Genomic DNA, 26,955 nt, shown 5'->3' on the forward strand with positions numbered 1-26,955 from the left:
TGGATCATCAAAGTGGATAACTAGTCTATTGTCTCCTCTGCGCATCACCCGTTGAATGCCATCTCCAAACGGGCCTGCCCCAAAGATAGTGTATACGGTTTCCTTCGAGGTGCAGAATTTAAGCACCTTTTTATCGATCATTTCGATACATAGGCTGCGACGCTCAGCAACGGTGTTTACCAGCCTATATTTCTCTGCATAGTTCGCAATATCCTTAGACTCCGCCGCGCACAACGAACTGACCAAGCAAGATAGCACAATTGCTGTGTAGGTTATAGCTTTCATAGATTATTTCTTACTAAAAGAGACACACCATATAGTCCCCACATTACTGCCGGGCTGGTAGTCTGGGTCTCTAGTCTTGGGGGGCCAAACGGGGTCAGGCTGCGGATGTTGATGTGTGCGCTTTTCATGCAGGAAGCTAGGCGTGATGTTTGGCGGATAATGTGCCGGCTGGCGATTTAAAGGTGCGGGTGGTCCGGCTCTGATGCTTGGATAAAACGGCCGCCGGGGTCGGACCAGCCAAGCGTTATTGAGGACGAAGCGAGCGGCAGCAGCCAGCAACGGCGACGTCCCAGGATTGCGGGATTGCCCCGGAGGGAACCCTCGTCCTTGCTGGCGGTCTCGTCGGGCCAGACGGGAACGATGCATCCGCACCCTGATTCTCCGGCCCCCTGCCGCCCCCGGCACCGCGCAACCACCCTCCTTGTATCCCGCCCGTTACCGGGTGACGGAATGGTGAGGGGAAGATGTAGGGATGGTGTAAGGATGTAAGAAGGCAACACGGAGGTAACACGAAGGTAACCCGAACCTTCCCCGAACCAATCCATGGCCAAAGCCGAACTCAACCCAGCCCTGAAACACCTGCGCGGCAACGTGGACGGGATCGTCTTCAAGCATTACAGCTATGGGGTGGTCGTCACCCGGGCCCCGCGGATGGACCGGATCAAGCCCACGCCGGCCCAGCGCGCGCACCGGGAGCGTTTCCGCCAGGCCGGCGATTTCCACCGCAAGGTGCTCGCGGACCCCGTGCTGAAGAAGCGCTACACCGCCATCGCGCGGAAGAAGGGCCACCCCCTCTCGGCGGTGACCCTGGCCGCCTTCATGAAGCAGCGCCCGGCGACCCGGTGAGCCGGCATCGACGGCCGCGGGGCGCAAATCGTCCTTTGCTTCCAGCGGCGGAGGGAGTATCCTGTGCATAGACACCTCCCCGCCATGAAAACCCGGTTCCGCCTCGTTCTGGTTTTCGCTGCGATCCTCGTCCCCGGCTTCGCGGCCGATTCCACGCCCCTGCGCATCGAGCAGACCGTCGACCCGCACTTCCCCGCCGCGCTCGCTTTTTCACCGGTCTCGAACGGCGAGGCGCGGGTGGTGGTCGACATCGACGCCGACGGCAAGCTGGTGGACTGGCTGGTCGCCGGCTATTCCGACAAGGCCTTTGCCGACGAAGCTGTCGCCGCCCTCAAGCAATGGCGCTATCAACCGCCTACGCGGCGGGGCGAGCCGGTCGGCGCGCGTCGCGAGCTGCGTTTTTATTTCAACAGCACCGGCCGGGTGGTCTCGCTCTCCTCCATGGAACTGCCCGACTATTTCATGCAAAGGGTCGCCCCGCCGCAATTGGTTTCCCTCGTCTGCGCGCTGCCGGACCTCGACCGCCCGATCACGGCCGTGCAGACCGTCAACCCGTGGCATCCCGACCGGGCGAAACAGGTCCCGCTGCCCGCCGGCACGGTGCTGGTCGACTTCTATATCGACGAGGCCGGCCAGCCGCGCATGCCGGTCGTCCTCGACTCGACCCACGAGGCCTATGCCCAGGCCGCCGTCGAAGCGCTCAGCCAGTGGCGGTTCGCTCCGCCCACGCGCCACGGCACCCCGGTAGCCGTGCGCGTCCAGCAACGGTTCGTCTTCTCCGCCGGATCGTAACGGGTGCCGGTTGCGTTTCGCGCGGAGCCGGCTTTGTTGGGGATCGCATGAAACATTACGATTTCGCCGACAGGTTCCGCGCTCTCTACGACAAGGCCGTCAAGCTCTACGCCACCGGCAGGACCGGGGCCGGGACCTATTTCACCGCCGACGAGACCGCCTTTCTCGCCGCCAACGGCCTCACCGCCCAAGCCCTCTACGATTACGCCGAGGATCACAACAATGGCGGCGAACCCGGCTACGACCGCGCCTTGGCCATCGAACTGGTTCGGCGCGACTACTTTCTGAACGTCCAGGGCGGCAAGCCCCCGGGCAAGGTGCTCGACGAAGCCTCGCTGCCGGCCAAGACCGACGCCATCCGGGGCATCGAATGGCTGCCGCGCATCATCCCGAAGACCAAGGCCAAGCTCCGGGGTGAGTTGCCGGCCTCACTCATGTATAGCTGCGGCGGCGACCGGCGCTTTTTCAAACAGCACGACATCCATCCGGCGGAATTCCTCAGTCTCGTCTGGCGCAATGAAAACAATGACGGCGCCATCGTCGACTGGGTGGTGAAACGCGGCAAGGGCTGAGCCGGCAACTTAGCGGGCACCCTACATGGAAGTTTGACCCGGCCGGGGAAATTCCCAACATTGGAAGCATCTTCTCCATGCCTGCCTATACCCTGAAAGTAAACGGGCAGTCCCGCCCGGTGAACGTCGCGGCGGATACACCGCTGCTGTGGGTCTTGCGCGACAGCCTCAATCTTGTCGGCGCAAAATACGGCTGCGGGATAGGCATGTGCGGCGCCTGCACCGTGCATTTCAACGGCGCACCCGTCCGCTCCTGCCAGACGCCGGTGTCCGCCGTCGGCGGCGAGGAAATCACCACGATCGAGGGCCTTGCGCCCGACGGCAACCACCCGCTGCAGCAGGCGTGGTGCGAGCACGACGTTCCCCAGTGCGGTTATTGCCAAGCCGGTCAGATCATGACGGCCGCCGCGCTGCTCAAGAGCAACCCCGATCCCTCCGACGAGGAGATCGACGGCGCCATGGCGGGCAACCTGTGCCGCTGTGCGACGTATCTGCGCATTCGTCGCGCGGTGAAAGACGCCGCCGCGGCAACCCGGAAGGGAGGTGGCAAATGAGCCCGCCCAATCCCACCTTTTCCCGCCGTGAATTCATCCGGGCCTCCACGCTTGCCGGCGGTGGACTTGTCCTCGGCTTCTACCTGAAATCGACTCCGACCCTGTTCGGCGCGGAGTCGCCCGCAGCCGCGGGTGACTTCACCCCAAACGCCTTCATCCGCATCACGCCCAACGGCGTCATCACGATCATCTCCAAGCAACCCGAGATGGGTCAGGGCGTCAAAACCTCCCTGCCCATGATCATCGCCGAGGAGCTCGAGGTGAACTGGCAGGACGTCGTCATCCAGCAGGGCGACCTTAATCCCATCTACGGCGGCCAGAGCGCCGGCGGCAGCACCTCGACGCCGAACAATTACAGCGACTTCCACAAAGTCGGCGCCGCCGCGCGCATGATGCTCGTCGCGGCCGCCGCGCAGACATGGGGGGTGCCGGTCACCGAGTGCGACGCCCGCGACGCCGCCGTGCATCATCGCGGCTCCGGCCGCAGGCTGGGCTACGGCGAACTGGTGGCCAAAGCCGCCACGCTGCCGGCGCCCGACGAGAAGTCGCTGCAGCTGAAGGACCCGAAGGACTACCGGATTCTCGGCACACGCATCGGCGGCGTGGACAACCGGAAGATCGTCACGGGCCGGGCGCTCTTCGGCATCGACCAGCAGCTGCCGGACATGCTTTACGCCGTGTACGAAAAATGCCCGGTGTATGGCGGCAAGGTCGTCAGCGCCAACCTCGACCAGATCAAGGCTTTGCCCGGCGTGAAGGACGCCTTCGTGATTGAGGGCACGGCCAACCTCACCGGCCTGATGCCGGGCATCGCCATCGTCGCGGAATCGACCTGGGCGGCGTTCAGCGCCCGCAAGCAGCTCAAGGTCACATGGGACGAGGGCAAGGTTGCGGACCAGAGCTGGTCCGGCTTCGTGGCCCAGGCCCGGGAACTGTCCACCAAGCCCGGCGCGACCGTCGTGCGACAGGACGGGGACGTGACCGCGGCTCTGGCCGGTGCCGCCAAGGTCGTGGAGGCGGAATACAGCTACCCGTTCATCTCCCACTCGAACCTCGAGCCGCAGAATTGCACGGCTCATTTCAAGGACGGGGTGATGGAACTCTGGGCGCCTTCGCAGAATCCCGGCAGCGGCCAGAACCTCGTCGCCCAGGTCCTCGGCCTCCCAAAGGAAAAGGTCATCGTCCATCTGACCCGCAGTGGTGGCGGCTTCGGCCGGCGCCTGAGTTCGGACTTCATGGTGGAGGCCGCGGCCATCGCCCGAAAAACCAGCGCGCCGGTGAAGCTCACTTGGGCGCGCGAGGACGACCTGCGGCACGACCACTACCGTCCCGGCGGGCTGCATTTCCTCAAGGGTGCGGTGGATGCGAACGGCAAGCTGGTCGCGTGGCAGAATAATTTCTTCACCTTCGGCAACGCCGTGACCCGGGACGGCAAGACGGTCGTGCAACCCGGCAGCGGCGGCAGTTTCAGCCCGGATGAATTCCCCGGCCGCTGGGTGCCCAACTTCACCGCGGAGATGACGGTCTTCGAAACCGGCTGGCCGATGGGCCCGTGGCGCGCCCCCGGCAGCTGCGTGTTCGCGTGGGTCGTCCAGAGCTTCATCGACGAGCTCGCGCACGCGGCCGGACGGGATCCGTTCGAGTTTCGCCTGGAATTGCTTGGCGACAAGGACGTGATGCCCGGCACCGGTGAACGCGGGCAGGCTTACAACGTCGGGCGCATGCGGAATGTGCTGAAGCTCGCCGCCAGCAAGTCTGGCTGGGGTCAGAAGAAATTCCCCAAGGGCCAGGGTCAGGGCATCGCGTTCCATTTCAGCCATCGCGGCTATTTCGCCGAGGTGGCGGACGTCACCGTCGCCCCCGATGGCACGCTCAAGGTGGACCGGGTGGTCGCCGCGTGCGACATCGGCGCGCAGGTCGTCAACCTCAGCGGTGCGGAAAACCAGGTGGAAGGGTCCATTGTGGACGGGCTCGGCGCCGCGCTGTTCGAGGAGGTGACCATCGAGCGCGGCCGCGCCATGCAGAGCAATTTCCACGAATACGCGAAGATCCGCATCACGAACGCCCCGGCCAAGGTGGAGATACACTTCCTCAAAACAGACTATCCGACCACCGGCCTCGGCGAACCGGCCCTGCCGCCGCTCGCTCCCGCGGTGTGCAACGCCATTTTCGCCGCCACCGGCAGGCGCCTCCGCTCGTTCCCGCTTTCGCGGCATGACCTGAGCTGGTCGTGAGCCCGGCGCTCAGCGCTCCCGCCGTTCCTTGAGCTTCCGCAAATCGATCACCAGGTCGTAGTCCTTGGCGGCCGGCGCCTCGCGGCCGGAAGCCAAGGTGTAGCTGCCGCCCGTGGGCAGCCTGATGGGAAAACGCTCGTGCATGGCGGCGGCGACCATCTCCTTCGGCGCCCAGTCAGAACTGCTGGAAAGCGAACCAAACTCGTCGAAATAAACCCGGGTGGTGCTGCGGTCCTCGATCGACGGCGTGATGACGAAGACTTTGGTCGGCTTGGTGAAATTCACGCGCAACAGCGAGCCCCGGGCGATTTCCCACTCGTTGCTCTGCGGCTCCGCCAGCAGCTGGTAGGCGTTGCGATTGGCCATGAACGCCACCGCCGCCGCAAGGAGGGCCAGCCCGGCATACCGCAGCAAGGGCTTGCCGGTGGCCGCGTTCGCCATGGCGCGCAGGGAGTAGACCATCAGCACCACGACCAGTCCGGACAGGGCGAAAATCGTACGGTAGGCGATGGAGCGCTCGGCCGCCGCCAGACTCACGGCGTGCGCGAAGAACGGCAGGATGACCAGGCACCACAGCCACTTGCGCTTGGTCTGCGGATTGGGCTGCCGCAGACTGAGGCGCACGCCCGCGGCGATGAACGCGACCACTCCCGCGACAGTCAGCCAGAAGATCCACGCGCCTTGGCCGAAATCATCCCGCAAGGCGTAGAGGCCGAGCGCATTGGCCAGCGGATACTGGAAGAACCAGGCCAGTTTCGTGAGCGGATTGTTTTCCACCTGCATGCGGACCGATTCGCGAAAGACGCCACTCTCGAACAGGCCCCGCATCAGAAAATAGCTGAACGCAATCCCCACGGTCAGCGCGGTGAGATGGTAGGCCAGCCATTTGCCGTCGCTCGTGGTCTCCCGTGTGCCGCGCACCAGCAGGACGGCCGCGATGGGCACGATGGCGAAGAGGGCGTTGGATTGGTAAATCAAGGTGGCCAGCGCATAGATGAAGCAGCCGCCCACGAGGGCCACGAAGCGCTTCAAACCGCCGCGCTCAAGCTCGGTCTCGATCGCCGAGAAGCCGGCCACGGACAGCACCAGCGCGAGCACCTGCGGCCAGCTGATGGCCCAGCCGGCAGCCACCTGCGCGGCCGGGAGCAGCGCCACGCCCAGCCCGATGCCCGCGGCCTCCACCTCCGTCCAGCCCGACTGGTAAAGCTGGCGCCAGAGGGCCAGGGCCAGCACCGCCAGCAGCAGCACGGTGATCATGCGCAGCAAAGGCAGGCGGGCCACCTCATCGGTCAGGATGAAACTGGTCTCCAGCAAAGCCCCGTAGAGCGGGCGACCGTGCGACGCCGCGACCTTCACGATCTTGCCCGGCTCCTCCCTCGCCTCGCGGAGATAGGAGTAATCGTCGCGGAAGCCAAAATCCTCAAACACCGTCTGCCAATAGACGGCAAGCGGGGCAAGGATCAGGGCGTAAAGGCAGATGCGCGTGCGAATCATCAGAGGGTCATCTCTTGCTGAGCCGGTTGTGGCTTAATCCCGAGGAAACGTCCATAACGTTCCAGCCAGTCGTCGATTTTTCCCAGATAATATACAGGATCGTAAGGCGCCGCGGCGGCATCGTGCGCCGCCAGGGGCCGGGCCCGCTGCCAGTCGGAGGTCTGGCCCTTGGCCTTCGGCCCGATGAAGTAGCTGACCCGCTCGCCCATCCGGGGGCGGGGATTCATCTGCAGGGCGACTTCCGCCGCGGCCCGGCGCGGTTTGCCGCCGCCGGCGACCCACTGCTGGTAGGCCTCGGGATTCTGGCTGAGGGTCTCGGCCTTGGCCAGGTCCGCCACCGGTTGCTCGCGCGCGGCGATGGTCTTGCGCAACCGTTCGATTTCCGTGACGGGCGAAACTTCGGACACGCCGAGCAGGTACGCGATGAGCAGGTCGCCCAGCCGTTTCAGAAAGGGCTCGATCCCGCGCGACCGGAGGGCCGAACCGCGCAGGGTGACCTCGCCGCCGGCCGCCAGGGCGTAGTTCTTGGCCTTGTAGCAGAACATCGCGTCGTAGGTGCCGTCGTATTCCAGCTCGATGCCCGCGGGCAGGATCTTTCCCACCAGGGCCAGCAATTCCTCGGGCTTCGCGAAATACCTGTCCGTCGAAAGGTAGATGCCGTCCGTGTCAGCCTCGAGGATGGTGCAGCCGTGTTTCTGGAACTCCTCGATCAACGCCTGCAGCAGCTCGCGCCCACGCCGCGTCACTTCCGCCGCCAGTTCGCCGTCGCCGAAGCGCGCCCCGGAGAAGCCCAGGTAGCCGTAGAAGGAATTGATGAGGATCTTGAAGGTGGCCTGCCGCGCCTGCGCCTCGTCGCGCTCGGCCGCCGTCGGGGCCGCCTTGGCCAGCTGCTTGTATTTCAGGCGGTACTCGCGGAGCCGCCGCAGCATCGGGATGAACACCCCGAGCGTGTCGCTCGCCGGGTTCCGGCCCATCTGCAGCAGCAGGCTCGGGTAAAGCGACGCGACGTCGAAGTGCAGCACATGTTTGAACACCCCTTCCTGGAAGCTGCGGGTGAAGCCGCCCTCGAACGGCGCGATGTCGATGGGCGCCGGGCAGCTGGCGCGGGCATGGTAATATTCCTCCAGGAACAGCAGGTCCACCTTGCCGGCCGTGCCGCGCAGCGCGGCCTCCTGCAGCAGGAGGGGGAACGCCCGGGCCTGTTCGAAATAGGTCGGCAGCAGCACGTCGGCCAACCCCCGGGTCTCGCGCAGATCGTCCGCGAGATAGGCCAGGAACTCCTCCCGGTTTTGCCGGAACGTGTGCTGGATCTCCGCCCCGTCGATGTAGGTGCGTCCCTCCCCTGATTCCGGCGTGATGCCGAAATAGACCGCCGCATCCTTCAGGCCGTAGGCGGTCATCTCGCGGGCCGTGATATCGTAGAGCTGGACCATCAGGTAGGTGTCGATCACCGCCCGGCCGGGCAGGTCGCAGCGGGAGAAATCGATCCAGCGCTCCGCTACCTTCATCTTGCTGTTGCGGAATTCGGCCGGCAGGCCGAAGCGGCCCCAGGCGCACGGCACCTTGAGGCGCTTCGACCGGGTGCGCAGGTAGTCGAGGTCGAACTTGAAGATGTTGTGACCCTCGATGACGTCGGGGTCGAGTTCACGCAGCATGTCATTGAACGCCAGCAGCAGCCGTTTCTCGCCGGCGTCAGTCTCCTCGCCCAGCGTCAGCAGCTCGCGCCGGGTCCCGCACTGCAGGCCGATGGCCAGCACCCGGTCGCCGGGATTCTTCGCGTCGCTGAAGGCGCCGGCTTCGGCCGCGCCGGTCTCGATGTCGAGCTGGCAGCGGCGCAGGTCGGCGAACTTCAGGTCGGCATACAGCCGCGCGCGTTGCTGCAGCAGCCACTGGCTCTCGTAGGGCTTGAGCACGTCGATCGCCGCGCCCTCGCGCACGGCCTTGAAGAACACCTCGAAGCTGCCCAGCGATTCGGCGTGGGCCAGCCAGTTGAAGGTCCCCTCGCCCTTCAGGCGCTCAAAGCTGATGCCCTCGTGCGGCGTCTCCGCCGCCAGCCAGGCGAACGGTTTGAAAACCTCCGTGCGCTCCTCGCGCCCGCCCCCGGGCGTCGCGTAGCACCCGTGCACCTTGCCGGCGTCGTCAATCCAGAGCCCGCACAGGGTGTCGCTGGCCTTGTTTGTCATCCTGAGCGAAGCGAAGGATCCGGAATGATAAACGTCAACGGTCGGGCTGCTGGATGCTTCGCGCCGCTCCGCATGACAGAAAAAGCGAAAATCAGAACGGCTTGAAGAGCACCATCACCAGCGCCACGGCGATCAACACGAGGGCCGTCAGGCTCAGCGTGTCGCGCAGGTGCGGCCGGCGGTAGGCCACGCCGGCCAGGGCGGACAGCCCCAGCCAGCAGAAAAACTTCACCAGCACCCAGCCGGTGGCGAAGGGAATCTTGCTGAGAGCCAGCAGGCCGAAGCCGCTGCCGAGCATCAGGAGCGCCGCGATACCGGTGATCATCAGGGTGCGCTTGCGATTCTCCGGCGCCGGGTTGGCGAACGCCATGAAGGTGTGCGCCGTCAGCACGATCAGGGAAAGCAGGTGCAGGAGGAGATAGTAAGGCAGTCTTTCCATGGTGGTGGGTTGAAAATAATGACTCCCCATATGTGCCGTGCGCCCCGGGGCTCATGTCCTTTTTAAGTTAAAGGTGGGCACCACCCGACGGACCTTCTGCCTTCCGGTTTACGGCCTGGCATCAGCCCGCCTGTCAGCGGCTCCCAAATTATAGCAAAGGCAAAGAGCGTTGTATGGAGCACCTCGAACACTACAGGGTGTCGGCGAGGAAGCTAGCCCGCCCGCCCCCGCCGTCAAATGCGAATCCTTGGCTTCAGCCGGCGTTTCTGTAGCGGCGCTCTATGAGCGCCGGACGGCGGTCATAGACCGCCGCTACAGCTCTTGTTCACGCCTCGGCGGCCGTCGGATCCAGATGCTCCAAAATGATCTTCTGCACCTGGTCGAGGAAGGTGTAGCTGGCGAACGGCACGCGCATCTCGTCGGCGATGGCCTCGGGCGGCACGTCCTCGTCCTCCAACAGGTCGGCCGGGATGCCCTGCAGCCAGCGCGTCAGGATCTGGATGCGCAGCGCCGAGCAGCCGCGCAGCAGCGACTCGCTGTTGTGCGAGTCGATGGCGATCGTCCCCTCCGAGAAGAACTCCGAGCCGAACAGGCCGAGCAGCTCGCGCACGTCGCTGTTCTGCCCGGCGAGGAGCTCCCCGGTCCAGGTCTCGTTGAACTCGCTGTCATCCTCCGGGAAGGTGGCGCGGATCGCGAGGTTCTGGCGCAGGTCATCCGCCGCCTGCTTGATGATGTCGAGCAGCGGTGCCACGGCGCTGATGTTCAGCTTGATCTCAACCCGCTTCATTTACGATGGGGCCAATCCGCCGGCGCTTGCTCCGGCCTGGTTGAGCTGTAGGAGCCTGCTTGCAGGCGATAGGCAACACCCGCCAACTGACCACGCGCTGAATCGCCTGCAAGCAGGCTCCTACGAGGAAATGGAGAAGAAGCGGACATGGTTGGCCGGATTCACGTGGGCTCGGCGGGCTGGACGACGGCGGTGAGGTGCCACTGTTGCAGCGCGAAGACATACGCCTCGGCCTGCTCGCGCGTGCCCGACCACAGGATCGAGCGGCCCTGCTCGTGGATCTCGAGCATGTGTTTGCGGGCCCGCTCCTCGGCGAAGCCGAAGACCCGGCGCAGGACCATGACCACATAGGACATCCGGTTGACCGGGTCGTTGAGCACCACGACGCGCCAGACATCGGTCAGCCGCGGTTGCGGCACCGGCACGGTTTGCGGGATCTTTTTGGTTTTCGTCTCGGCCACAGTTAAAGGTGGAACCCGGCCTCCGGACGGGTTTTCAGGACGCGCGCCAAGCCAACCCGTCCGGAGGCCGGGTTCCACCTGGGGAGGCAATACCGATTCATCTGTCTCACGCTTTGCCGGCAGCTTCCTTGACGGCCTGGGCGACCGCGCTCTCGGCTTCGGCAATCGCCACCTTGCGCACTTCCTTCGCGTGGCGCCACTTTAATTCGAAGATGCCTTCCTTCAGGCCGCGGCCACCCACGGTCAGGCGCAACGGCAGGCCGATGAGGTCGGCGTCCTTGAACTTGACGCCCGGGCGCTCGGCGCGGTCGTCGATCAGCACGTCGGCGCCCGCCGCCTCGGCGGCTTGCGCGAGCTTGAGGCAGAGCTCAGTGCACGCGGCGTCGGCCGGGTCGAGGTTGACGACCAGCACCTGCCAGGGCGCGACGTTCCACGGCCAGACGATGCCGTCGGCGTCGTTGCTCTGTTCGACCACGGCCTGCAGCGTGCGGCTGATGCCGATGCCGTAGCAACCCATGATCATCGGGTGCGACTGCTTCTGGTCGTCGGTGTAGACGGCGCCGAACTTCTCGGAGTATTTCGTGCCGAGCTTGAAGACGTGGCCGACCTCGATCGCCCGGGCGATCTGCAGCGGCGCGCCCGTTTTCGGGTCGGGCTCGCCCACCCGCACGGTGCGGAAATCGCCAAACCGGGTGACCTGGAGGTCGCGGACGACATTCACGTTGCGCAGGTGGAAGCCGTCCTTGTTGGCGCCCGTCGTGCCGTTGCCGACAAGGCGGATGGCGTGGTCCGCGAAGACGCCAGCGAGGGCCGCCGGATTCTTGATGGTGCCCTTGACCGTGCCGAGGCTGCCGGGCTTGGCGCCCATGACCGGCTCGATCTCCTCCGGCGTGGCCTGACGCCACAGCTGGAAGCCCAGCGCGCCGAGCTTCGCCTCCTCGAGGTCGTCGCAACCGCGCAGGACCACGAGAAACGGCTTGCCGTCGCCCATGTAGACGAGGGTCTTGAACTGTTTGTCGGCGGCGACGCCGTAGGGTGCCGCCGCGAGGGCCGCGATGGTCACGATGCCCGGCGTGGCGAATTCCTCGAGCGCGCCCGCGGGGGCTGCATCGGCGAGGTCCGTCGGCACGATGCCGCTGGTGGCTTTCTCGCGGTTGGCGGAATAGCCGGAATCGGAATAGATGATGTCGTCGTCACCCACCGGCGCCGGCACCATGAACTCATGCGAGAAGCTGCCGCCCATGACGCCGGTGTCGGCCTCGACCGCGATGGTCTTGAGGCCGCAGCGGGTGAAGAACGCCGTGTAGGCGCGTTTCATCTTGTTGTAGCTTACGATGGCGGCCTCGTCGGTCGCGTCGAAGCTGTAGGCGTCCTTCATGATGAACTCGCGGGCGCGCATCAGGCCGTAGCGCGGGCGGATCTCGTTCCGGAACTTGGTGCCGATCTGGTAGAAATTCTTGGGCAGGTCGCGGTAGCTGGTGATCTCGGCCTTCACCAACGGCGTGATGACCTCCTCATGGGTCGGCCCGAGGACGAACTCCGGCTCCTTGCTCCGGCCCTTGCCGGCGCCGGCGTGGTCCACGCGAAACATGATCTCACGGGCCGCGGGCCAGCGCGGTCCTTCGACCCAGTTGTCGGCCGGGTGGATGAAGGGCATGGACAGCTCGATGGCCCCCTCGCGGTCCATCTCCTCGCGGCAGAGCTGGCTGATCTTTTGCACCACGCGCAGACCGGCCGGCATGTAGGTATAGAGGCCACCGGCCAGCTTGCGCACGAGGCCCGCGCGCAACAGGAGCTTGTGCGACGCGATCTCCGCGTCGGCGGGGCTTTCCTTCAATGTCGGAACGAACGTCTGCGACCAATATTTCATGTGAACCCGGACGAGAACAACTCGCCCGGGGCGGCGCAAATGTATTTGCGCCCCGCACTCCCTCTTGAATGGAGGCGGGACTATCAGTCCCGCGAGGCCTGTTCAGCGCCGCCAAAACCCGCGGGACTGATAGTGTCCCGCCTCCACGAATCCCACTTGAGGTCTGGCGGCGACTGTTATTGCCTTTCGGGCCATGTCCGCCGCCGACCACCGTCCGACCCCCAAGCCCTGGCCCATGAAATGGGTCGCGGTGGCCATTGTCGTCTTCGTGGTTGGTTACACGGTGGTCAACTTCTACTTCCGCAAGCCCGGCCGCGCCTACCGGCCCTACCAGGATGCGCAGGACCGGGCGACCACCGCCAGGCTGCTCGCCGCCGGCTGGCAGAAGATGCCGGTCGACGCGCGCCGACCCGTCGAGAAGCCCGCCGCGGACGACACCCCCGCCGCCGTGACCCGGGCCGCCCTCGGGCTCGGCCCCGACCTGACGGCCAACTTCGCCGAGCAACCCAAGCTGCTCACGACGATCGACCGCGTCGTCGCGCCGGCCAGCGTCGCCCACGGTGCCGACTACAACGCCTACTTCACCGCCAGTATCTCGAGCCAGAAGGCGCAGGTCGGCGACCTCGCGCTTTACCGCAAGGGCACCGAGCTCGTGTTGATTCCCAGCACCGAGCCGCTGCCCGGCAAGGACCTGATGAGCCGCTGGAGCGACTCCACCTATTGCGTGAATTTTTCCACGGCCAACCTGCCGCCCGGCCGCTACCAGGTCCGGATCGTCGCCCAGGGGCCGGCCCTCGCGTGGAGTTTTACGGTTAAGTAGTCTTGGTTTGTCATTCTGAGCGAAGCGAAGAATCCAGCTCAGCATGTGCGCCCACTCCGCCAACCGCTCGTATTGGGTCTACATTCTGACCAACCAACGTAATGGTACACTCTATGTCGGGGTGACCAATTCTCTCGAACGACGCATTTGGGAACATAAGACCAAGGCGATTGAAGGATTCACCAAGCAATACGGTCTCACTCAGTTGGTTCACTTCGAATCATTCCGTGACGTGAGCACGGCCATCGCCCGAGAAAAGGAGATCAAGGGCTGGCTTCGGAGACGGAAGCTGGCACTGATTGAAGAAGCTAACCCGCAGTGGACCGACTTGAGTGCCGGCTGGTTCGGTAGTTCGCTGGATTCTTCGCTGCGCTCAGAATGACATGAACGGGATACAATCCCCCATTGACGAACGCCGTCAGATGCCCGATTAAAGCGCACCTGCATCCATGAGCAACGGCTCCGACATCAAGCCCACCGACCTGCGCGGCATCCTGAAATACGTCCCCCGGTTTCAGGGCCAGACCTTTGTCATCGCGCTCGACGGCATTATCGTGGCCGATGACAACTTCCCGAACATCCTGACCGACATCGCGGTGCTCCGCAGCCTGGGCATCAAGATCATCATCATCCACGGCATCGGCCACCAGCTGGAGGAGCTGTCGAAGGCGCGTAACATCCCGATCACCGACGTCCAGGGCAAGGGCGTGGCGGACGCCGCCACCCTCGACCTCGCCATCCGCGCCTCGTCCCGCGTCACCCACCTCATCATCGAGGGCCTCACGCAGAACAGCCTGAAGGCCGCGCTGACCAACGCCATCCGCGCCGCCCCGCTCGGCATCATCAAGGGTGTGGACCACCAGTTCACCGGCCGCGTCGATCGCGTGGACAAGGAGTTCCTCATGCAGCTCATCGCCTCGCAGGTGGTGCCGGTGGTGAACCCCATCGGCTTCGACCGCGACGGCCGGCCGCTGCGCATCAACTCCGACCTGCTCGCCGCCGAGCTGGCCGAGGCGCTCGGCGCCACCAAGATCATCTACCTCACCCCGCACGAGGGCCTCGAGATCAACGGCAAGCTCCAGCACCAGATCTCCGCCGCCACGCTCAAGGGCATTCTCGAGGACAAGCCCGAGTCCATCAACGAGCCGATGCGCAGCCCCGCCGCCCATGCCGTCAAGGCCGTCGAGACCGGCACGCCGCGCATCCACCTGCTGGACGGCCGCCTGCTGGACGGCCTGCTCAACGAGATCTTCTCCAACGAGGGCGTCGGCACGCTCATCCACGGCAACGAATACCAGCAGATCCGGCAGGCGACCAAGCGCGACGTCCGCGCCATCTACAACCTCACCCGCCAGGCGGTGAAACGCGAGGAGCTCGTCTACCGCACCCAGGCGGCGATCGAGAAAAACGTCGAGCAGTTCTACGTGTTCGAGATCGACGAGAACATCATCGCGTGCGTCTCGCTCGTGTCCTACCCGGACAAGCCGAAGTTCGCCGAGATCGGGTCGCTTTACGTCATGCCCTTCTACCATCACCGCGGCATCGGCAAGAAGATGGTCGATTACGCCTGCCTGATGGCGAAGGAGCGCGGCGCGACCAACGTCATCGCCCTCTCAACCCAGGCCTTCACCTTCTTCACTTCCGTCGTCGGCTTCGAGGAAGCCGACAAGGAGGCGCTGCCGGAGTCGCGCCTCAAGGCCTACGAGGACAGCGGCCGCAATTCGAAGGTGCTGACGAAGAAGCTGTGATTGAGCCGTAGGGTCGCCGCTGGCGGCGACCTCGCGCGTTAGGTCGGCGCAAGCGCCGACCCTACAGCGCCCCTACCCGGTCAACCCGTCGGTGTGCCGCGTTCCAGCCGGTGCCCCACGAGTTCCACGATCACCTGGATCTCGACGGTTGAGCCCTTCGGCAGGCCGCAAACCGCCACGGCAGCACGGGCGTGCTTGCCGGCGTCGCCGAAAAGTTTTCCGAACAGCTCCGAGGCGCCGTTGATGACGGCGGGGCTGTCCGTGAAGCCGTCGACCGCGTTGACGAAACCGGTGACCATCACGAAGCGCTTCACCGTGTCGAGGCTGCCGGTGGCGGCCTTGATGTTGGCCAGGGTGTTGAGCGCGCAGATCTTCGCGGACTCGTAACCGGCCTGCACGGTGTGCTCCTTGCCGACCTGGCCGGTGTGCGTCATCTTGCCGTTGAAGGAGCTGATGGTGCCCGCCAGATATAGCAGGTTCTCGGTGCGGACGAAAGGCACGTAGCTGCCGGCGACGGCGGGCGGATCGGGAAGTTGGAGGCCGAGTTCGGCGAGTTTGGCTTCGATGCTCATGGGGTTGGATCCAGAGGTAACCACTAATTCACACTAATGAACACTAATCTGCCTGCCTTGCTTCGTGTCACTTCGTGCCCTTCGTGGTTCAATGGGCTTGAGGTTTGGGGAGGAAATCGAAGGTGGCAACGTCGTCCACCTTCACGGGTTTGTCGAGCACACCGATCGTCTGCAGCAGGTCGATCTGCTTCTGAAGGCGCGCCGCGGTGAGCTGGCCGGCGTGCTCCCCTTTCGCGGGGTCGCCGGTCACCAGCTGGTAGTCGTTCATCGCCTTGATGCTGTAGGCCATGAACTCGGGGGAAAGATCGTTGCGCTTGGCGGCGAGCAGCCGGTTGGCGGGTGCCGGGTCGCCCGTCAGGTAATCCACCCAGCCTTTCACGCTCGCGCGGACGAACTTCGCCACGATGCCGGGATGCTCGCTGAGGAACTTCTGGCTCGTGAACATCACGCGGTAGGGCTCGTAGCTGTCGCTGGCGATGAGCAACGCCCCGACGTCGGCGCCGCGCTGGTGCGCGAAGAACGGCTCGTTGGTCACGAAGCACTGCTGGACGAAGGTCTGGTCGTTCATGAACCGCGCCAGGTCGCCGACCAGCGGCAGCAGGTTGAACTTCACGCCGAGCTTTTTCTGCACCACCTGGATCCACGTCGAGCCGGCGCCGGCCATAAGCGTCTTGCCCTCGAGGTCCTGCAGGCTGCGCAACGGGTGCTCGTTGTGGAAGAGAATGCCCTGCGGGTCGCGCTGCATCTCGGCCCCGACCATCTTGACCGGCACGCCGCGCGCGACCGCCACGATGACGTCGTCGCCGTTGGTCATGCCGAGGTCGTTCCGGCCGGTGGCGACGCTGGCCATCACCTGGGCGTTCGGGCCGCCCGGGATGATCTCCACGTCGAGGCCCTCGGCGGCATAGTAGCCCTTCGCGAGCGCCTGGTAGTAGCCGCCGTGCTCCGGCTGCGGAAACCAGTCGGTCTGGAAGCGCACCTTGGTGAGGGCGGCCGGCCCGGCGGCGGTCTCGGCCTTCTTGCCGCAACCGATGCCGAGAAGAGCCAAGGCAAGCCCAACCACGAATGCACACGAATGCACACCCATCAGGACCCGGGGTGCGGTGTGGACCGATTCGTGTCTATTCGTGTTCATTCGTGGTTAAAAATATCAGTGGTCGTTGCGTTCAAAGGAATCGTGCCACTTGTGGAGCACGGCCCAGTTCAACCAGGCGACCGCGGCCACGAAGATGAAGCCGAGCAGACAGCTGGTCAACGCCGTCGCAAACAGTGCCGGTATCTTAATCTGCGTATTGTAGCTGTAGACGAGGAAGCCCAGCCCGCCGCTGCCCCCGGAGGCGTTGCCGACCATGTATTCGCCAAAGATCGCGCCGATCGGGGCGAGCGCGGCCGCAATGCGGAGACCCGTCAGGAAATAGGGCAGCGCCGCCGGCACGCGCAGGAGGAAGACCTCCTGCCAGCGACTCGCGTTGCACATCCGGAAAAGCGCCACGTGGTTCATGTCGGAGGAGAGCAGGCCTTGCGTCGTATTGGCCACGATCGGGAAAAAACTGATGAGCCACGTCACGGTGATGATGCCCGGGGTGCCGGGCCCGATCCACAGCTGGATGATCGGGGTCAGCACGATCACGGGCGTCATCTGCAGCACCAGCAGCCAGGGATACAGCCCCGCATGCAGTTTCCGCGACAGCGCCAGCACCAGCGCCGAGACAAAACCCATGGTGGTGGCCAGGACGAAGCCGCCCAGCGCCCCGCCGGCGGTGCTCAGGGCTGCATTGAACAACCGGGCCTTCTCCTGCCAGGCCGCCTGCAGGATCTGCACGGGTGTGGGCAGCAGCCAGTCGCTCGCGTGCAGCGCCGCCTTGGCCCCATACCACAAGGTGAAGAAAACCAACCCGCTCAACACGGGCATGAACCATAGAACCCAGGGAGGGGATTTTCTCATGTCCGCTTCTCCTCTGGCCTTCCTCTGCGTGTCATTCTGAGCAAAGGGAAGAATCCAGAGTAATGCACGCCGGCAGACATCCCGCTGGATTCTTCGTTGCGCTCGGACTGACAGAATCGGGTCTTCATGCGCTGATGGTCGCCTCCACCTCATGCAGCAGGCGCGAGACCTCGTTGACCTTGGCCTGGAACTCCGGCCGTTCGCGGAGCGCCGGGGTGCGGGGATACGGAAAATCGGCCTTTACCTCGGCGTGGAACCGGCCGGGGTTGGCCGCCATCACCAGCACGCGATTCGACAGGAAGACCGCCTCGCTCACCGAATGCGTGACAAACAACGCCGTGAAGCGCGACCGCTCGCGCAAAGCCAGCAGTTCCTCGTTCAGGCGGTTGCGGGTCATCTCGTCCAACGCCCCGAAGGGTTCGTCGAGCAACAGCAGCTGCGGCGAGAGCGTCAGCGCCCGCGCGATCGAGACCCGCATCTTCATGCCACCCGACAGCTGGCGCGGGTAATACTCGCGCGCCCTGTCCAGGCCGACAAGGGAAAGCATTTCCCGCGCCTTGGCCGCGCGTTCGCCGCCGGCCACACCGCGCAACCGCAGGGGCAGCTCCACGTTCCGCTGCGCCGTGTGCCAGGGCAGCAGCGTGGCGTCCTGGAAGATGAAGGCCTGCCGGTCGCGCGCCAGCTTGGGCGTGGTGCCCAGCACGGTCAGACCGCCTTCCGTGCCCGGGCTCAGGCCCGAAACCAGCTTGAGGATCGTCGATTTGCCGCAGCCGCTCGGGCCGATGAGGCTGACGAAATCGCCGGGCGCCACGGCGAGGTTGATGTCGTCCAGAATCAGCGGACCCGTCCCGTAACGCTTTTTCAGCGAGGTAAATTTGACGATGGGCGCGAGTGGCTCCATGAATGCTGACGAATGGATACAAACGCGCCCAAAACGCCAGCCGCTTTGCCGTTTGCCGCGTGGCAATCGATGTCAGCTGCGGAGGCCGCGCACACCGTGCACGCGCGGATCGCGGCACTGCCGGAGAAACTGCGCGCCGCCGCGCTCGCCTGGCTGCGCCCGGAGCGCGAGTTGGCTGAGGAACTGGAAATGTTTGGACCTGTAGGAGGGGCTTTACGCCCCGATGGGATCGCAGCCACGCCGACCGAATCGGGGCGTAAAGCCCCTCCTACAATAGAACAGACGTTGCATGGCGTGCCTTACCTGCTGAAAGACCTTTTCGACCTGGCCGGGGTGCCGACCAAGGCCGGCTCGGCCTTCCTCGACCGCGCGCGCGGCACGCCCACGCGCGACAGCGTCATCGCCCTCCGCCTGCGCGAACTCGGCGCCGCCTGCGCCGGCAAAACCCACCTGGTGGAGTTCGCCGCCGGGCTGTTTGGCGACAACTCGCACTACGGGGACTGCCCGCACCCGCACTTTCCCGACCGTCTCAGCGGCGGCTCGAGCAGCGGCTCGGCGGCGTTGGTTGCCGCCGGCGTCGTGCCGCTGGCCGTCGGCACCGACACGGGCGGCTCGGTACGGGTGCCCGCGGCGTTCTGCGGCCTGTATGGTTTCCGACTCAGCCCGCGCGATGATTTCATCCGCGACGCCATGCCGCTGGCGCCCTCGCTCGACACGGCGGGCTGGTTCACGGCCAACGCCGCCGACATGTTGACGACATGGGAAGCGCTGGTTCCTCGTAGGGTCGCCGCTAGCCGGCGGACCGGTCCGGCGACAAGCGCCGACCCTACATTTAATACCAAGGAGCCGCGCGGCTGCTTTCTTCCCGCCAAGTCACTGGGCTTGTCGTTCGATCCTGATACTGCCGCCGCTTGCGACCGCGCTGCCGCCGGTCTGGCCAAACCCGCCGATGCCGCCACGGCCGGAGCCCTGAAATCCGCGTGGGCCGACGCCATCGAGGCCTACACCGTCACGGCCCTGAGCGAGGCGCACGCGGTTCACCGCGACTGGCTCGCGCCCTATCACGAACACTATGAAGCCAGCATCTGGCAGCGGTTCTCGGACGGCGGACGCTATCCGGCGGAGCAACTGGCCAAGGCCGCCGCCACTTTCGAGACGGTGCGCGCCGCCTTCCGGCAGTTTTTTGCGAGCTACGACTACCTGGTCCTGCCCGCCACGCCCTTCCCCGCCCTGCGCAAGGCCGACTGCACTCCCGAGGCGCGCAAGGCGCTGCTCACGCTCACGACGCCCGCCAGCTTGGGCGGCTTGCCGGTGCTGAGCATCCCCGTGTCACTGCCCTCGGGCCTGACCACCGGGTTGCAGATTGTCTTGCCGGCGGCAGACAGTCCGGTCGTGCCGTGGATCTGTAGCGGCGGTCTATGACCGCCGTCCGGCGCTCACAGAGCGCCGCTACAGGCCGAACAATATCTCCGCATTGTCGCCCAACACCGCAGTCGATGCTCCGGCCTGCCGGGCCTCGCTCAACAATCCCCCGGCGCCGGGTGCAGATTCGGTCTGCGGATAAAGGATCAGCGGGTAGTCCGAGCCGAACAGGACACGTTCGGTCTTTGCTTTTGCCCACACTTCCGGACCGTAGAGCAGCGGAGAAGCCGCCGTATCGAACCACACATTCGGCAGCGCCAGCGCGTCGGACGCCCACGCCAGCCCCCCGCCCCAATGCGCGAGTATGAAAGTCGTCGCCGGGAACTCGCGCACCAGCCGGACGAAGTCGGCCAATGGCGTTTCCACCCGGCCCGGATACTTACGGCTCGCCGGATCGGTGACATGAAGGTTGACCGGCACCTTCCACTCGGCGGCCAGCCGCAGGATCTGCCGCCACACCGGGTCGTCGATGCCGAAGTGCTGGGAGTGCGGCGAGAGTTCGCCAAAGCCGGCCAGGCCGTCGTCCCTGGCGCGGACAGCCTCCTCAAACGCCACCGGTCCGGCCTTGGGCTGCACCGTGGCGAACGCCGCGAGACGGTCCGGATGTGCGCGGATGCAATCGGCATAAAACCTGTTCTGCGCGACACAGGTCGCGTGGTTCTCCCAATACCAGCCGAGCAGAATCGACTTGGCCACGCCGGCGGCGTCCATGTCGTGCAACAGCTGGTCCACCGACGGGAAAGTCTGAACGGGCTTTCCGTCCTTCCGCCGGCGCGTGCAGAGTTCGGCCCAGTGTTTCTCGCCGTGTGCGGCGGCCCATGCCGCCGGGTCGCGGTTCACCTCGGGCGGGTAAAGATGCACATGGGCGTCGACAATGGTCACGCCCCACGCTTCACCGGACGCGACACCCGGGCAAGCCGGGAAAGTAGCGCGTGACGCACTGGCCTGATTCGTGCTGAATGCGGGCCGTCCGGTCCCTCATGAACCCTCCAGCCCCTGCCCTGAAACCCCTGCCGCGTCACTGCACCTTCCCCGAAGCCGAATGGCGCGCTCTGGCACGACATTGGTATCCGGTAGCCTACAGTGACGAGGTGACGGACAAACCGCTTGCGCGCACCCTGCTCGACCAGCCGCTCATTCTCTACCGCACGACCAACCGGCAGGTCGTCGTCGCCCACGATCTCTGCATCCACCGCGGCGTGCCGTTGCGGCTCGGCTGGCAGGAAGGCGACGAGCTCGTCTGCGCCTACCACGGTTTCCGCTACGGTGCCGACGGACGCTGCACGCGGATCCCCGCCCAACCCGACCTGCCCGTGCCGAAAAAGCTCTGCCTCGAGACCTATGCTTCCGTCGAGCGCTACGGCCTGATCTGGGCCTGCCTCGCCTCCGATCCCGCCCGGCCGGCCGTGATTCCCGACTGGCCGGAGCTGGAGGATCCTGCGTTCAAGATGATGCACGACCCGCCGCCCGAGTGGGACGTGACGGCCGGCCGACAGCTGGAAAACTTCATCGATGTCGGCCATTTTTCCTGGATCCACACCGGCACCTTTGGCAACCGCGGGCAGCCCGTGGTGGCGCCCTACGAGGTTGTCCGCACGCCGCACGGCTTCCACGTCGAGTATCCCTACGAGGCGGCCAACCCCGCGGCCTCGGCGCTGGGCGCCTCGCCCACCATCCGGCGCTGGATGACCTACGACCTCCACCTGCCGCTGGCCTGCCGGCTGGCGGTGGACTACGGCGGGGGCCGCCGGCATCTCATTTTCGACGCGCCCACCCCGGTGTCGCGGCGCCGCACCCGCATCTTTTTCTTCATTGCGCGAAACTTCGACCATCACGTGCCCGCCCGGCAGCTGCTCGACTGGGAGAACGCCATCCTCGCGGAGGACAAGCCGATCGTCGAGAGCCAGCGACCCGAGGAACTGCCGGTGGACCTGAGCGAGGAGTTCCACATCCGCTCCGACCGGTTTGCCACGCAGTTCCGCTCGGCCATGAAGGCGCTGGAGCTGGGGGCCCATTATTCCGCGTGAAAGCCTTCGTCAAAGGCGACCTCGACGGGTTCTTCGCCCTCGCGCTCGACAACCTCATCAACCTGCTCCTCATCTCGAGCTTCTGCCTCGGGGTGCTGAAGTTCTCGGCGGCCGTCTTCTACGACCACATCCTGCCGGCCGCGGCGGTCTCGCTGCTCGTCGGCAACCTGTTCTATGCGCGGCAGGCGCGGGTCCTCGCCCGGCGCGAACAGCGGGACGATGTCTGCGCGCTGCCCTACGGCATCAGCCTGTTCACCGTGCTCGCCTACTCGCTGCTCGTCATGCTACCCGCGCAGCAGGCCGCGCTGGCGCGCGGGCTCGCCAAGCCCGCCGCCGACCTCGAGGCCTGGCGGGCCGGCATCGCCGCCTGCCTCGCGTCCGGCGTCATCGAGCTCCTGGGCGGCCTGTGGGTGGACAAATTGCGGCGGCACATCCCGCGGGCCGCGCTGCTGGCCACCCCGGCCATGGTCGGCCTGCTGTTCATCTCCGGTGACTTCTTCTTCAAGTGCATCGCCTATCCGGACATCGGCTTCGTGACCCTCGGGCTGATCTGCGCGATCTATTACGGCCGGATGAAGCTCAAGGGCGGCGTGCCGGCGTCGCTGCTGGTGATCGTGCTCGGCACGCTGATCGCGTGGCTGTGGCACCGGCAGGGGGCCTCCGAGGCGCCCCTCGTGCCCGTCGGCCGGCTGGCCGCCGAGCATGTCGGCTTTCATTTTCCCGTGCCGGTGATCGGTGATCTTGCGGCCTCGTTGCGCTACATCGTGCCCTATCTCGCCGTGAGCCTGCCGATGGGGCTGCTCGGCCTCGTCGGCTCGTTGCAATGCCTGGAATCGGCCGAGGCGGCCGGGGACCGGTTCGCCGGGCGCCCGGCGCTCGTGATGAACGGCCTGGGCACGCTGGCCGCCGCCCTGTGCGGTTCGCCCTACCCCACGACGCTTTATTACGGACACCCCGGCTGGAAGGCCATCGGGGCGCGGGCGGGCTATTCCACCCTCAACGCCGCGTTTTTCACGCTCGTGCTGCTGACCGGCACCTTCAGCTACATCGCCTACGCGGTGCCCGTCGAGGCCGGCATGGCGATCCTGGTGTGGATCGGCGCGACGATGTTCATCCAGGCGTTTTCCTCCGTGTCGGTGAAGCACTACCCCGCCGTGGCGATCGGGATGCTGCCGCCGGTGGCGGGATTCGCCGCGTTGGTCACCCGCCACGCCCTGGCGGGCGCCGGCGTCCCCTTCTCTTCCGAGCTGCTCGGCCGGATCTCGGAAACCCGGAACTATGCGCTGCGCGGGGTCTTCGCCGGCGATGCCGGCTACATCTTCATGTCCATCCTCTGGGCCGGGGCGGTCGTGGAAATGACCGAGCGGCGCTTCACCCGCGCCGCGCTGTGGCTGGTCGTCGCGGCGATCTTCTCCGCGCTCGGTTTCATGCACGCCACGATCATCACCCCGTTCGACGTGATCGGCGCCGTGCAGCCGGCGTGGCCCTGGGTGGCCGGCTACCTGGCCATGGCGGCGGTGCTCGCGGCGATGCCGTTGATCGCCCGGCCCACCGACGGCCCGATGCTTTGAAAACCCATGCCCACGCCGCCCCGTAACTGCACTTTTCCCGTCACCGACTGGGCGGTGCTGGCCGCGTGCTGGCACCCGGTGGCGCTGTCCGCCGGCGTGACCGCCGACGCGCCGTTCGCCGCGCGGTTGCTCGACCAGGACCTTGTGCTTTACCGGACGCCCGCCGGCCTCACCGTCGCGGCAGACCTCTGCGCGCACCGCGGCTCGCCGCTCAGCCTCGGTTGCATGCGGGACGGCGCCATCGCCTGCGCCTACCACGGCTACCGCTACGATGGCGCCGGCCGCTGCACGCTGGTCCCCGCGCATCCCCGGGCGCCGATTCCGGGCAAACTCGCCCTCAAGGTGTTCCCGGCCGTCGAACGCTTCGGTCTCATCTGGGTGAGTCTGGACCCGGCGGCCAAGGCGGAAAACCTGCCGGCTTTCCCGGAGCACGCGGACCCGGCCTTTCAAATCGTGCACCTGCCGCCGTTCGATTGGGCCGCGTCCGCCGGCCGCCAGGTGGAGAGCTTCTGCGACGTCGCTCATTTCACCTTCGTGCATCCGACGACCTTTGCCGCCAGCGACCCGGCGGTGCCCCGCTACGAAGTCGAGGCCACGCCCAACGGAGTGCGCGCCGATTTCGCCAGCCGCATCGGCAACGTCAGCGATCCCGCCGCCGCGCAACAGACGTGGCGTCGCGTCTATCAGCTGCACCTTCCCTTCACGGCGCACCTGTCGATAGATTTTCCCGCCGGTGGCCGGCTGGTGGTCTTCAACGCCGCCTGTCCGGTCTCGGCGCGCCGCACCCGGGTGTTCGCCGTGGCGGCGCGCAACTTCGACCGGGACCAGCCGGTCGCGGACCTGATCGCGTTCCAACAGAAGGTCTACGCCGAGGACCAACGCATCGTCGAACGGCAGAACCCCGAGGACCTGCCCATTGACCTCAGCGAAGAGGTGCACGTGAAGGCCGACCGCACTTCCGTGGAATACCGCCGGCAGCTTGGGCGCCTGGGCCTCGGGCGCGACTTCACCGCCTGAGCCATCGGCCGGAAATCAGTCGGCCGCCGCAATTTTGGCCGGCCAGACGAGCGTGAGCAGCAGCGCCGTCAATCCGCCGGCGGAAATGCCCGATTCCAGCAAAGCCTGCAGCCAGCCGGGCAGGCTGGCCAGCAGCCCCGGCTGCGTCGGCAGGCCGAGGCCCATGCCGAGCGACACGGCCACGATCACGCCTTCGCGCTGGCCGAGTCCGGCGGTGAGCAGCAGCCGCACGCCCGCCACGGCGACGAGCCCGAACATCAGCAGCGCCAGTCCGCCGAGCACCGGCGGCGGCAGGACGGTAACCCAGCGGCCCACCGCAGGAAACAGGCCTAGCAGCGCCAGGATGACGGCCATCACATAGCCGACCCGACGGCTCGCCACGCCGGTGATCTGGATGACGCCGTTGTTCTGCGCGTAGGTGGCGCTGGGAAAACCGCCGAACAGGGCGGCGACCGTGCTCGTGATGCCGTCGGCCAGAACGCCGCCCGACAAACGCCGCCAGTGGGCCTCCCCTTCCGTCGGCAGGCCGGACAGCTGCGACGTGGCGGCGATGTCGCCCATGGCCTCCAGCAATGAGACGAGGTAGATGAACGCGAACGGCGGCACGAATTTCCAATCGAAGGCAAAGCCGTGCGGCAGCAATTGGGGCCGGGTGAACCAGCCGCCGGCGCCCGGCTCCGGGGCATGCAGCCCGCCGGCCAATCCGCACACGATGCAGCCGGCAAGCACGCCCAAGGCCGCGCCGGCGATCCGGGCCCAGGCCCGGCCCGTGGCTTGGGCGCCGACAATCACGGCGATGACCACGCCGCCCACCATCAGGCCGAGCCACGGCGGGGCATCCGGGCGCAGCGGCGCGGCCAGGCCGTAGAAGGCCGTCGGGATCAGCGAGGTGCCGATGAGGAGCACGACGACGCCCGAGACGAGCGGCGTGAAGACCTTGCGCAACCGGGAAATGAACGGGGCCAGCACGATCAGCAACGGTGCCGTGACGCACGACAGGCCCAGCATGAGTGCGAGCCCGCCCGCCTGTCCGGCCTGGGTCAGCGGCTGCAGGAAGGCGAAACTCGTTCCCGTGACACTCAACAGCCCGGAGCCGACGGGACCGCGCTGGCGGCATTGCAGCCACGTGCCGAAGGCCGACGCCAGCAAGGCGATGCTGACCAGGTAGGCCGTGTCGGCCTGGGAAAACTTGAGCACCCCAGAGAGGATGAGCGGCGGCGTGATGGTGCCCACGACCATGGCCGAGACGTGCTGCACGCCGACGAGCACCGCCGGGCCCAGCGGGATGTGCTCCTCCAGGCTGTAAACGATCGCGCTGGCCGGGGATTTATCCGGCGTGACCGGCGGGGGCAGGACTTCCATGGTGGCTAGAGGTTAGCAGGGGCCGGGCCAGTTGTTTGCTGTAGGGGCGCTGCTCGTCGGCGCCCGCGGGCGTCATCAGGCGCCGCCCCTACAAGATAGTGCTACGGCGCGCGCTCGATGCGGGCGGTCCAGCCGCCGCCGGAGGACAGGCCGTGCGTGGCGGAGAAGCTGCCTTGGTTGAGCGCAAAGGCGACGTTCAGCAGGCTGTTCAGGTAGAGCAGCGGCGTGCCCTCAGGCACGTCGCCGAAGGTTCGGGCATAGGGAATGACGCCCCGGTAGGCTTCCTTGCCGTCGTGGAGGATCGTGACCGTGAACTTGTCGCCGAACGCCGGCTTCAGCTCGTTGAAGAGCGTATCGGGGATGTTGGTCCAGACATTGCCGTAGTGGAAATCGACCATCGGAATGGTCCCGCGCAACACACCTTTCTCCAGCGCCGGTTTCTCATAGGGCAGGCTGACCACCTTGGGCTCGAGCAACGGCCCGACCTGCTCGAAGGTGATCGTGCCGGAGGCCAGACGGGCCCCGGTGAAGGCGTAGATATCGCGACCATGGAAGGTGTAGCTTTTCTCCGAGCCGGGGCGGCGGTTCACCTTCTCGTCAATCCGCCGCACGGCCGCGATGCCCATTTCCTCGGCGACGAGCGTCCACGTGCCGTTGTCCGGACCGACGAAATAATGCCCGGTCTTGGTCTGGAGGACAATGGAGGCCCGTTCGGTGCCGACACCGGGATCGATCACCGAGACAAAGACGGTGCCGGCCGGCCAGTAAGGGGCGGTCTGCTTGAGGCGGTAGGCGCCCTCCCAGATGTCGTAGGGCGTGTTCTCCTGGCTGAGGTCGAAGATGGCCAGGTGCGGATCAACCCCGAAGGCCACGCCCTTCATGGCGGCGACCGCGCCGTCCTTGGTGCCGAAGTCGGTCTGGATGACGAGGGCCCTTGGCTCCGGCCCGGAGCCACGAGTAAGAGTGAAAGTGAGAGGGAAAAGGACGAGCAGCGTGCCAAGGAGGAAGCGAGACTTCATGGATGGGTTCCCGGTGGGTTTGTCATTCTGAGCG

Annotated in this window: 25 protein-coding genes and 1 other RNA gene; 12 read left to right on the forward strand and 14 right to left on the reverse strand. The window is 65.9% G+C overall.

The genetic code is table 11. From position 1 onward, the window contains the following. Nucleotides 1–828 precede the first annotated feature (828 nt). The 5 genes from BLU29_RS16905 to BLU29_RS16925 all read left to right on the forward strand — a co-directional run bounded on the left by BLU29_RS16905 (nucleotide 829) and on the right by BLU29_RS16925 (nucleotide 5,283). Complete coding sequence (locus tag BLU29_RS16905) at nucleotides 829–1,131, forward strand: hypothetical protein (RefSeq protein ID WP_091060421.1); 303 nt, start codon at nucleotides 829–831, stop codon at nucleotides 1,129–1,131. 84 nt (nucleotides 1,132–1,215) lie between these two features. Further along, nucleotides 1,216–1,923, forward strand: coding sequence for a TonB family protein (locus BLU29_RS16910; RefSeq protein WP_091060423.1), 708 nt, complete (start codon nucleotides 1,216–1,218; stop codon nucleotides 1,921–1,923). A gap of 47 nt (nucleotides 1,924–1,970) precedes the next feature. Continuing rightward, nucleotides 1,971–2,495, forward strand: coding sequence for a DUF5069 domain-containing protein (locus BLU29_RS16915; protein ID WP_091060425.1), 525 nt, complete (start codon nucleotides 1,971–1,973; stop codon nucleotides 2,493–2,495). Between the two features lie 77 nt (nucleotides 2,496–2,572). After that, nucleotides 2,573–3,049 carry a (2Fe-2S)-binding protein gene (locus BLU29_RS16920; protein WP_091060427.1) on the forward strand — a complete coding sequence of 159 codons (477 nt, stop codon included), beginning with the start codon at nucleotides 2,573–2,575 and terminating at the stop codon, nucleotides 3,047–3,049. Further along, nucleotides 3,046–5,283 carry a xanthine dehydrogenase family protein molybdopterin-binding subunit gene (locus BLU29_RS16925; RefSeq protein ID WP_091060430.1) on the forward strand — a complete coding sequence of 746 codons (2,238 nt, stop codon included), beginning with the start codon at nucleotides 3,046–3,048 and terminating at the stop codon, nucleotides 5,281–5,283. Before BLU29_RS16920 ends, BLU29_RS16925 begins: the two co-directional genes overlap by 4 nt. A gap of 9 nt (nucleotides 5,284–5,292) precedes the next feature. Here the strand turns inward: BLU29_RS16925 and BLU29_RS16930 are convergent, their stop codons facing one another. The 7 genes from BLU29_RS16930 to BLU29_RS16960 form a co-directional block, all read right to left on the reverse strand. Beyond that, nucleotides 5,293–6,777, reverse strand: a complete 1,485-nt coding sequence (locus BLU29_RS16930) for a hypothetical protein (protein WP_091060432.1) — start codon at nucleotides 6,775–6,777, stop codon at nucleotides 5,293–5,295. Further along, the gene (locus BLU29_RS16935) at nucleotides 6,777–8,960 is read right to left on the reverse strand and encodes a DNA polymerase domain-containing protein (protein ID WP_091060435.1); all 2,184 of its coding nucleotides are present in this window, start codon (nucleotides 8,958–8,960) and stop codon (nucleotides 6,777–6,779) included. Before BLU29_RS16935 ends, BLU29_RS16930 begins: the two co-directional genes overlap by 1 nt. A 91-nt stretch (nucleotides 8,961–9,051) precedes the next feature. Continuing rightward, nucleotides 9,052–9,399 carry a SirB2 family protein gene (locus BLU29_RS16940; RefSeq protein WP_231962266.1) on the reverse strand — a complete coding sequence of 116 codons (348 nt, stop codon included), beginning with the start codon at nucleotides 9,397–9,399 and terminating at the stop codon, nucleotides 9,052–9,054. 19 nt (nucleotides 9,400–9,418) lie between these two features. Continuing rightward, nucleotides 9,419–9,601, reverse strand: a non-coding RNA gene (gene ssrS / locus BLU29_RS16945) — 6S RNA. Nucleotides 9,602–9,724: 123 nt separating this feature from the next. Beyond that, a complete protein-coding gene (locus BLU29_RS16950) occupies nucleotides 9,725–10,186 on the reverse strand; it encodes a hypothetical protein (RefSeq protein WP_091060438.1) in 462 nt (153 codons plus the stop codon). 161 nt (nucleotides 10,187–10,347) lie between these two features. Further along, entirely contained in the window at nucleotides 10,348–10,647 is a 300-nt protein-coding gene (locus BLU29_RS16955) for an ATP-dependent Clp protease adaptor ClpS (RefSeq protein WP_231962267.1), read from the reverse strand. 106 nt (nucleotides 10,648–10,753) lie between these two features. Next, nucleotides 10,754–12,517 (reverse strand): proline--tRNA ligase, encoded by a 1,764-nt coding sequence (locus tag BLU29_RS16960; protein ID WP_091060439.1) that lies wholly within the window; start codon nucleotides 12,515–12,517, stop codon nucleotides 10,754–10,756. A gap of 193 nt (nucleotides 12,518–12,710) precedes the next feature. On the opposite strand from BLU29_RS16960, the gene BLU29_RS16965 reads away from it, so the two are divergent. From BLU29_RS16965 to argA, 3 genes are all read left to right on the forward strand, one after another. Further along, nucleotides 12,711–13,337 carry a hypothetical protein gene (locus BLU29_RS16965; protein WP_091060442.1) on the forward strand — a complete coding sequence of 209 codons (627 nt, stop codon included), beginning with the start codon at nucleotides 12,711–12,713 and terminating at the stop codon, nucleotides 13,335–13,337. Nucleotides 13,338–13,380: 43 nt separating this feature from the next. Then, nucleotides 13,381–13,719: a GIY-YIG nuclease family protein gene (locus tag BLU29_RS16970; protein ID WP_091060445.1), complete on the forward strand. Its 339-nt coding sequence runs from the start codon at nucleotides 13,381–13,383 to the stop codon at nucleotides 13,717–13,719. A 67-nt stretch (nucleotides 13,720–13,786) separates the two neighbouring features. Continuing rightward, complete coding sequence (argA, locus tag BLU29_RS16975; protein ID WP_091060447.1) at nucleotides 13,787–15,085, forward strand: amino-acid N-acetyltransferase; 1,299 nt, start codon at nucleotides 13,787–13,789, stop codon at nucleotides 15,083–15,085. Between the two features lie 80 nt (nucleotides 15,086–15,165). Here argA and BLU29_RS16980 read toward each other — a convergent pair whose 3' ends face one another. The 4 genes from BLU29_RS16980 to BLU29_RS16995 form a co-directional block, all read right to left on the reverse strand. Next, nucleotides 15,166–15,657, reverse strand: a complete 492-nt coding sequence (locus BLU29_RS16980) for a RidA family protein (RefSeq protein ID WP_091060449.1) — start codon at nucleotides 15,655–15,657, stop codon at nucleotides 15,166–15,168. 88 nt (nucleotides 15,658–15,745) lie between these two features. After that, on the reverse strand, nucleotides 15,746–16,792 hold the full coding sequence (locus BLU29_RS16985; protein WP_091060451.1) for an ABC transporter substrate-binding protein: 1,047 nt from the start codon (nucleotides 16,790–16,792) through the stop codon (nucleotides 15,746–15,748). A 15-nt stretch (nucleotides 16,793–16,807) separates the two neighbouring features. Beyond that, nucleotides 16,808–17,569, reverse strand: a complete 762-nt coding sequence (locus BLU29_RS16990; RefSeq protein ID WP_157693957.1) for an ABC transporter permease — start codon at nucleotides 17,567–17,569, stop codon at nucleotides 16,808–16,810. A 157-nt stretch (nucleotides 17,570–17,726) separates the two neighbouring features. Next, nucleotides 17,727–18,503: an ABC transporter ATP-binding protein gene (locus tag BLU29_RS16995; RefSeq protein WP_091060456.1), complete on the reverse strand. Its 777-nt coding sequence runs from the start codon at nucleotides 18,501–18,503 to the stop codon at nucleotides 17,727–17,729. A 69-nt stretch (nucleotides 18,504–18,572) separates the two neighbouring features. Here BLU29_RS16995 and BLU29_RS17000 point away from each other — a divergent pair, with 69 nt between their 5' ends. Further along, nucleotides 18,573–19,925, forward strand: a complete 1,353-nt coding sequence (locus tag BLU29_RS17000; RefSeq protein ID WP_231962268.1) for an amidase — start codon at nucleotides 18,573–18,575, stop codon at nucleotides 19,923–19,925. 27 nt (nucleotides 19,926–19,952) lie between these two features. Here BLU29_RS17000 and BLU29_RS17005 read toward each other — a convergent pair whose 3' ends face one another. Next, nucleotides 19,953–20,807 (reverse strand): amidohydrolase family protein, encoded by an 855-nt coding sequence (locus BLU29_RS17005; protein WP_091060460.1) that lies wholly within the window; start codon nucleotides 20,805–20,807, stop codon nucleotides 19,953–19,955. A 98-nt stretch (nucleotides 20,808–20,905) separates the two neighbouring features. Between BLU29_RS17005 and BLU29_RS17010 the strand changes: the two genes are divergently transcribed. The 3 genes from BLU29_RS17010 to BLU29_RS17020 are packed head-to-tail and all read left to right on the forward strand — an operon-like array spanning nucleotide 20,906 to nucleotide 24,540. Then, complete coding sequence (locus tag BLU29_RS17010) at nucleotides 20,906–21,952, forward strand: aromatic ring-hydroxylating dioxygenase subunit alpha (RefSeq protein WP_157693958.1); 1,047 nt, start codon at nucleotides 20,906–20,908, stop codon at nucleotides 21,950–21,952. Next, nucleotides 21,949–23,523 (forward strand): hypothetical protein, encoded by a 1,575-nt coding sequence (locus BLU29_RS17015; RefSeq protein WP_091060465.1) that lies wholly within the window; start codon nucleotides 21,949–21,951, stop codon nucleotides 23,521–23,523. Before BLU29_RS17010 ends, BLU29_RS17015 begins: the two co-directional genes overlap by 4 nt. A 6-nt stretch (nucleotides 23,524–23,529) precedes the next feature. Further along, nucleotides 23,530–24,540 carry an aromatic ring-hydroxylating dioxygenase subunit alpha gene (locus BLU29_RS17020; RefSeq protein ID WP_091060467.1) on the forward strand — a complete coding sequence of 337 codons (1,011 nt, stop codon included), beginning with the start codon at nucleotides 23,530–23,532 and terminating at the stop codon, nucleotides 24,538–24,540. A 15-nt stretch (nucleotides 24,541–24,555) separates the two neighbouring features. Here BLU29_RS17020 and BLU29_RS17025 read toward each other — a convergent pair whose 3' ends face one another. Further along, nucleotides 24,556–25,902 (reverse strand): solute carrier family 23 protein, encoded by a 1,347-nt coding sequence (locus BLU29_RS17025; protein WP_091060469.1) that lies wholly within the window; start codon nucleotides 25,900–25,902, stop codon nucleotides 24,556–24,558. Between the two features lie 101 nt (nucleotides 25,903–26,003). After that, complete coding sequence (locus BLU29_RS17030) at nucleotides 26,004–26,921, reverse strand: S-adenosyl-l-methionine hydroxide adenosyltransferase family protein (protein WP_091060471.1); 918 nt, start codon at nucleotides 26,919–26,921, stop codon at nucleotides 26,004–26,006. Between the last annotated feature and the right edge of the window lie 34 nt (nucleotides 26,922–26,955).

It is taken from the genome of Opitutus sp. GAS368 (assembly GCF_900104925.1).
Lineage (GTDB): Bacteria > Verrucomicrobiota > Verrucomicrobiia > Opitutales > Opitutaceae > Lacunisphaera.

Bases quoted from the DNA above. Each gene is read 5' to 3' on its own strand.
- BLU29_RS16905 (WP_091060421.1), top strand. From the start codon at position 829: ATGGCCAAAGCCGAACTCAACCCAGCCCTGAAACACCTGCGCGGCAAC.
- BLU29_RS16910 (WP_091060423.1), top strand. From the start codon at position 1,216: ATGAAAACCCGGTTCCGCCTCGTTCTGGTTTTCGCTGCGATCCTCGTC.
- BLU29_RS16915 (WP_091060425.1), top strand. From the start codon at position 1,971: ATGAAACATTACGATTTCGCCGACAGGTTCCGCGCTCTCTACGACAAG.
- BLU29_RS16920 (WP_091060427.1), top strand. From the start codon at position 2,573: ATGCCTGCCTATACCCTGAAAGTAAACGGGCAGTCCCGCCCGGTGAAC.
- BLU29_RS16925 (WP_091060430.1), top strand. From the start codon at position 3,046: ATGAGCCCGCCCAATCCCACCTTTTCCCGCCGTGAATTCATCCGGGCC.
- BLU29_RS16930 (WP_091060432.1), bottom strand. From the start codon at position 6,777: ATGATTCGCACGCGCATCTGCCTTTACGCCCTGATCCTTGCCCCGCTT.
- BLU29_RS16935 (WP_091060435.1), bottom strand. From the start codon at position 8,960: ATGACAAACAAGGCCAGCGACACCCTGTGCGGGCTCTGGATTGACGAC.
- BLU29_RS16940 (WP_231962266.1), bottom strand. From the start codon at position 9,399: ATGGAAAGACTGCCTTACTATCTCCTCCTGCACCTGCTTTCCCTGATC.
- BLU29_RS16950 (WP_091060438.1), bottom strand. From the start codon at position 10,186: ATGAAGCGGGTTGAGATCAAGCTGAACATCAGCGCCGTGGCACCGCTG.
- BLU29_RS16960 (WP_091060439.1), bottom strand. From the start codon at position 12,517: ATGAAATATTGGTCGCAGACGTTCGTTCCGACATTGAAGGAAAGCCCC.
- BLU29_RS16965 (WP_091060442.1), top strand. From the start codon at position 12,711: ATGTCCGCCGCCGACCACCGTCCGACCCCCAAGCCCTGGCCCATGAAA.
- BLU29_RS16970 (WP_091060445.1), top strand. From the start codon at position 13,381: ATGTGCGCCCACTCCGCCAACCGCTCGTATTGGGTCTACATTCTGACC.
- argA (WP_091060447.1), top strand. From the start codon at position 13,787: ATGAGCAACGGCTCCGACATCAAGCCCACCGACCTGCGCGGCATCCTG.
- BLU29_RS16980 (WP_091060449.1), bottom strand. From the start codon at position 15,657: ATGAGCATCGAAGCCAAACTCGCCGAACTCGGCCTCCAACTTCCCGAT.
- BLU29_RS16985 (WP_091060451.1), bottom strand. From the start codon at position 16,792: ATGAACACGAATAGACACGAATCGGTCCACACCGCACCCCGGGTCCTG.
- BLU29_RS16990 (WP_157693957.1), bottom strand. From the start codon at position 17,569: ATGCCCGTGTTGAGCGGGTTGGTTTTCTTCACCTTGTGGTATGGGGCC.
- BLU29_RS16995 (WP_091060456.1), bottom strand. From the start codon at position 18,503: ATGGAGCCACTCGCGCCCATCGTCAAATTTACCTCGCTGAAAAAGCGT.
- BLU29_RS17000 (WP_231962268.1), top strand. From the start codon at position 18,573: ATGTCAGCTGCGGAGGCCGCGCACACCGTGCACGCGCGGATCGCGGCA.
- BLU29_RS17010 (WP_157693958.1), top strand. From the start codon at position 20,906: ATGAACCCTCCAGCCCCTGCCCTGAAACCCCTGCCGCGTCACTGCACC.
- BLU29_RS17020 (WP_091060467.1), top strand. From the start codon at position 23,530: ATGCCCACGCCGCCCCGTAACTGCACTTTTCCCGTCACCGACTGGGCG.
- BLU29_RS17025 (WP_091060469.1), bottom strand. From the start codon at position 25,902: ATGGAAGTCCTGCCCCCGCCGGTCACGCCGGATAAATCCCCGGCCAGC.
- BLU29_RS17030 (WP_091060471.1), bottom strand. From the start codon at position 26,921: ATGAAGTCTCGCTTCCTCCTTGGCACGCTGCTCGTCCTTTTCCCTCTC.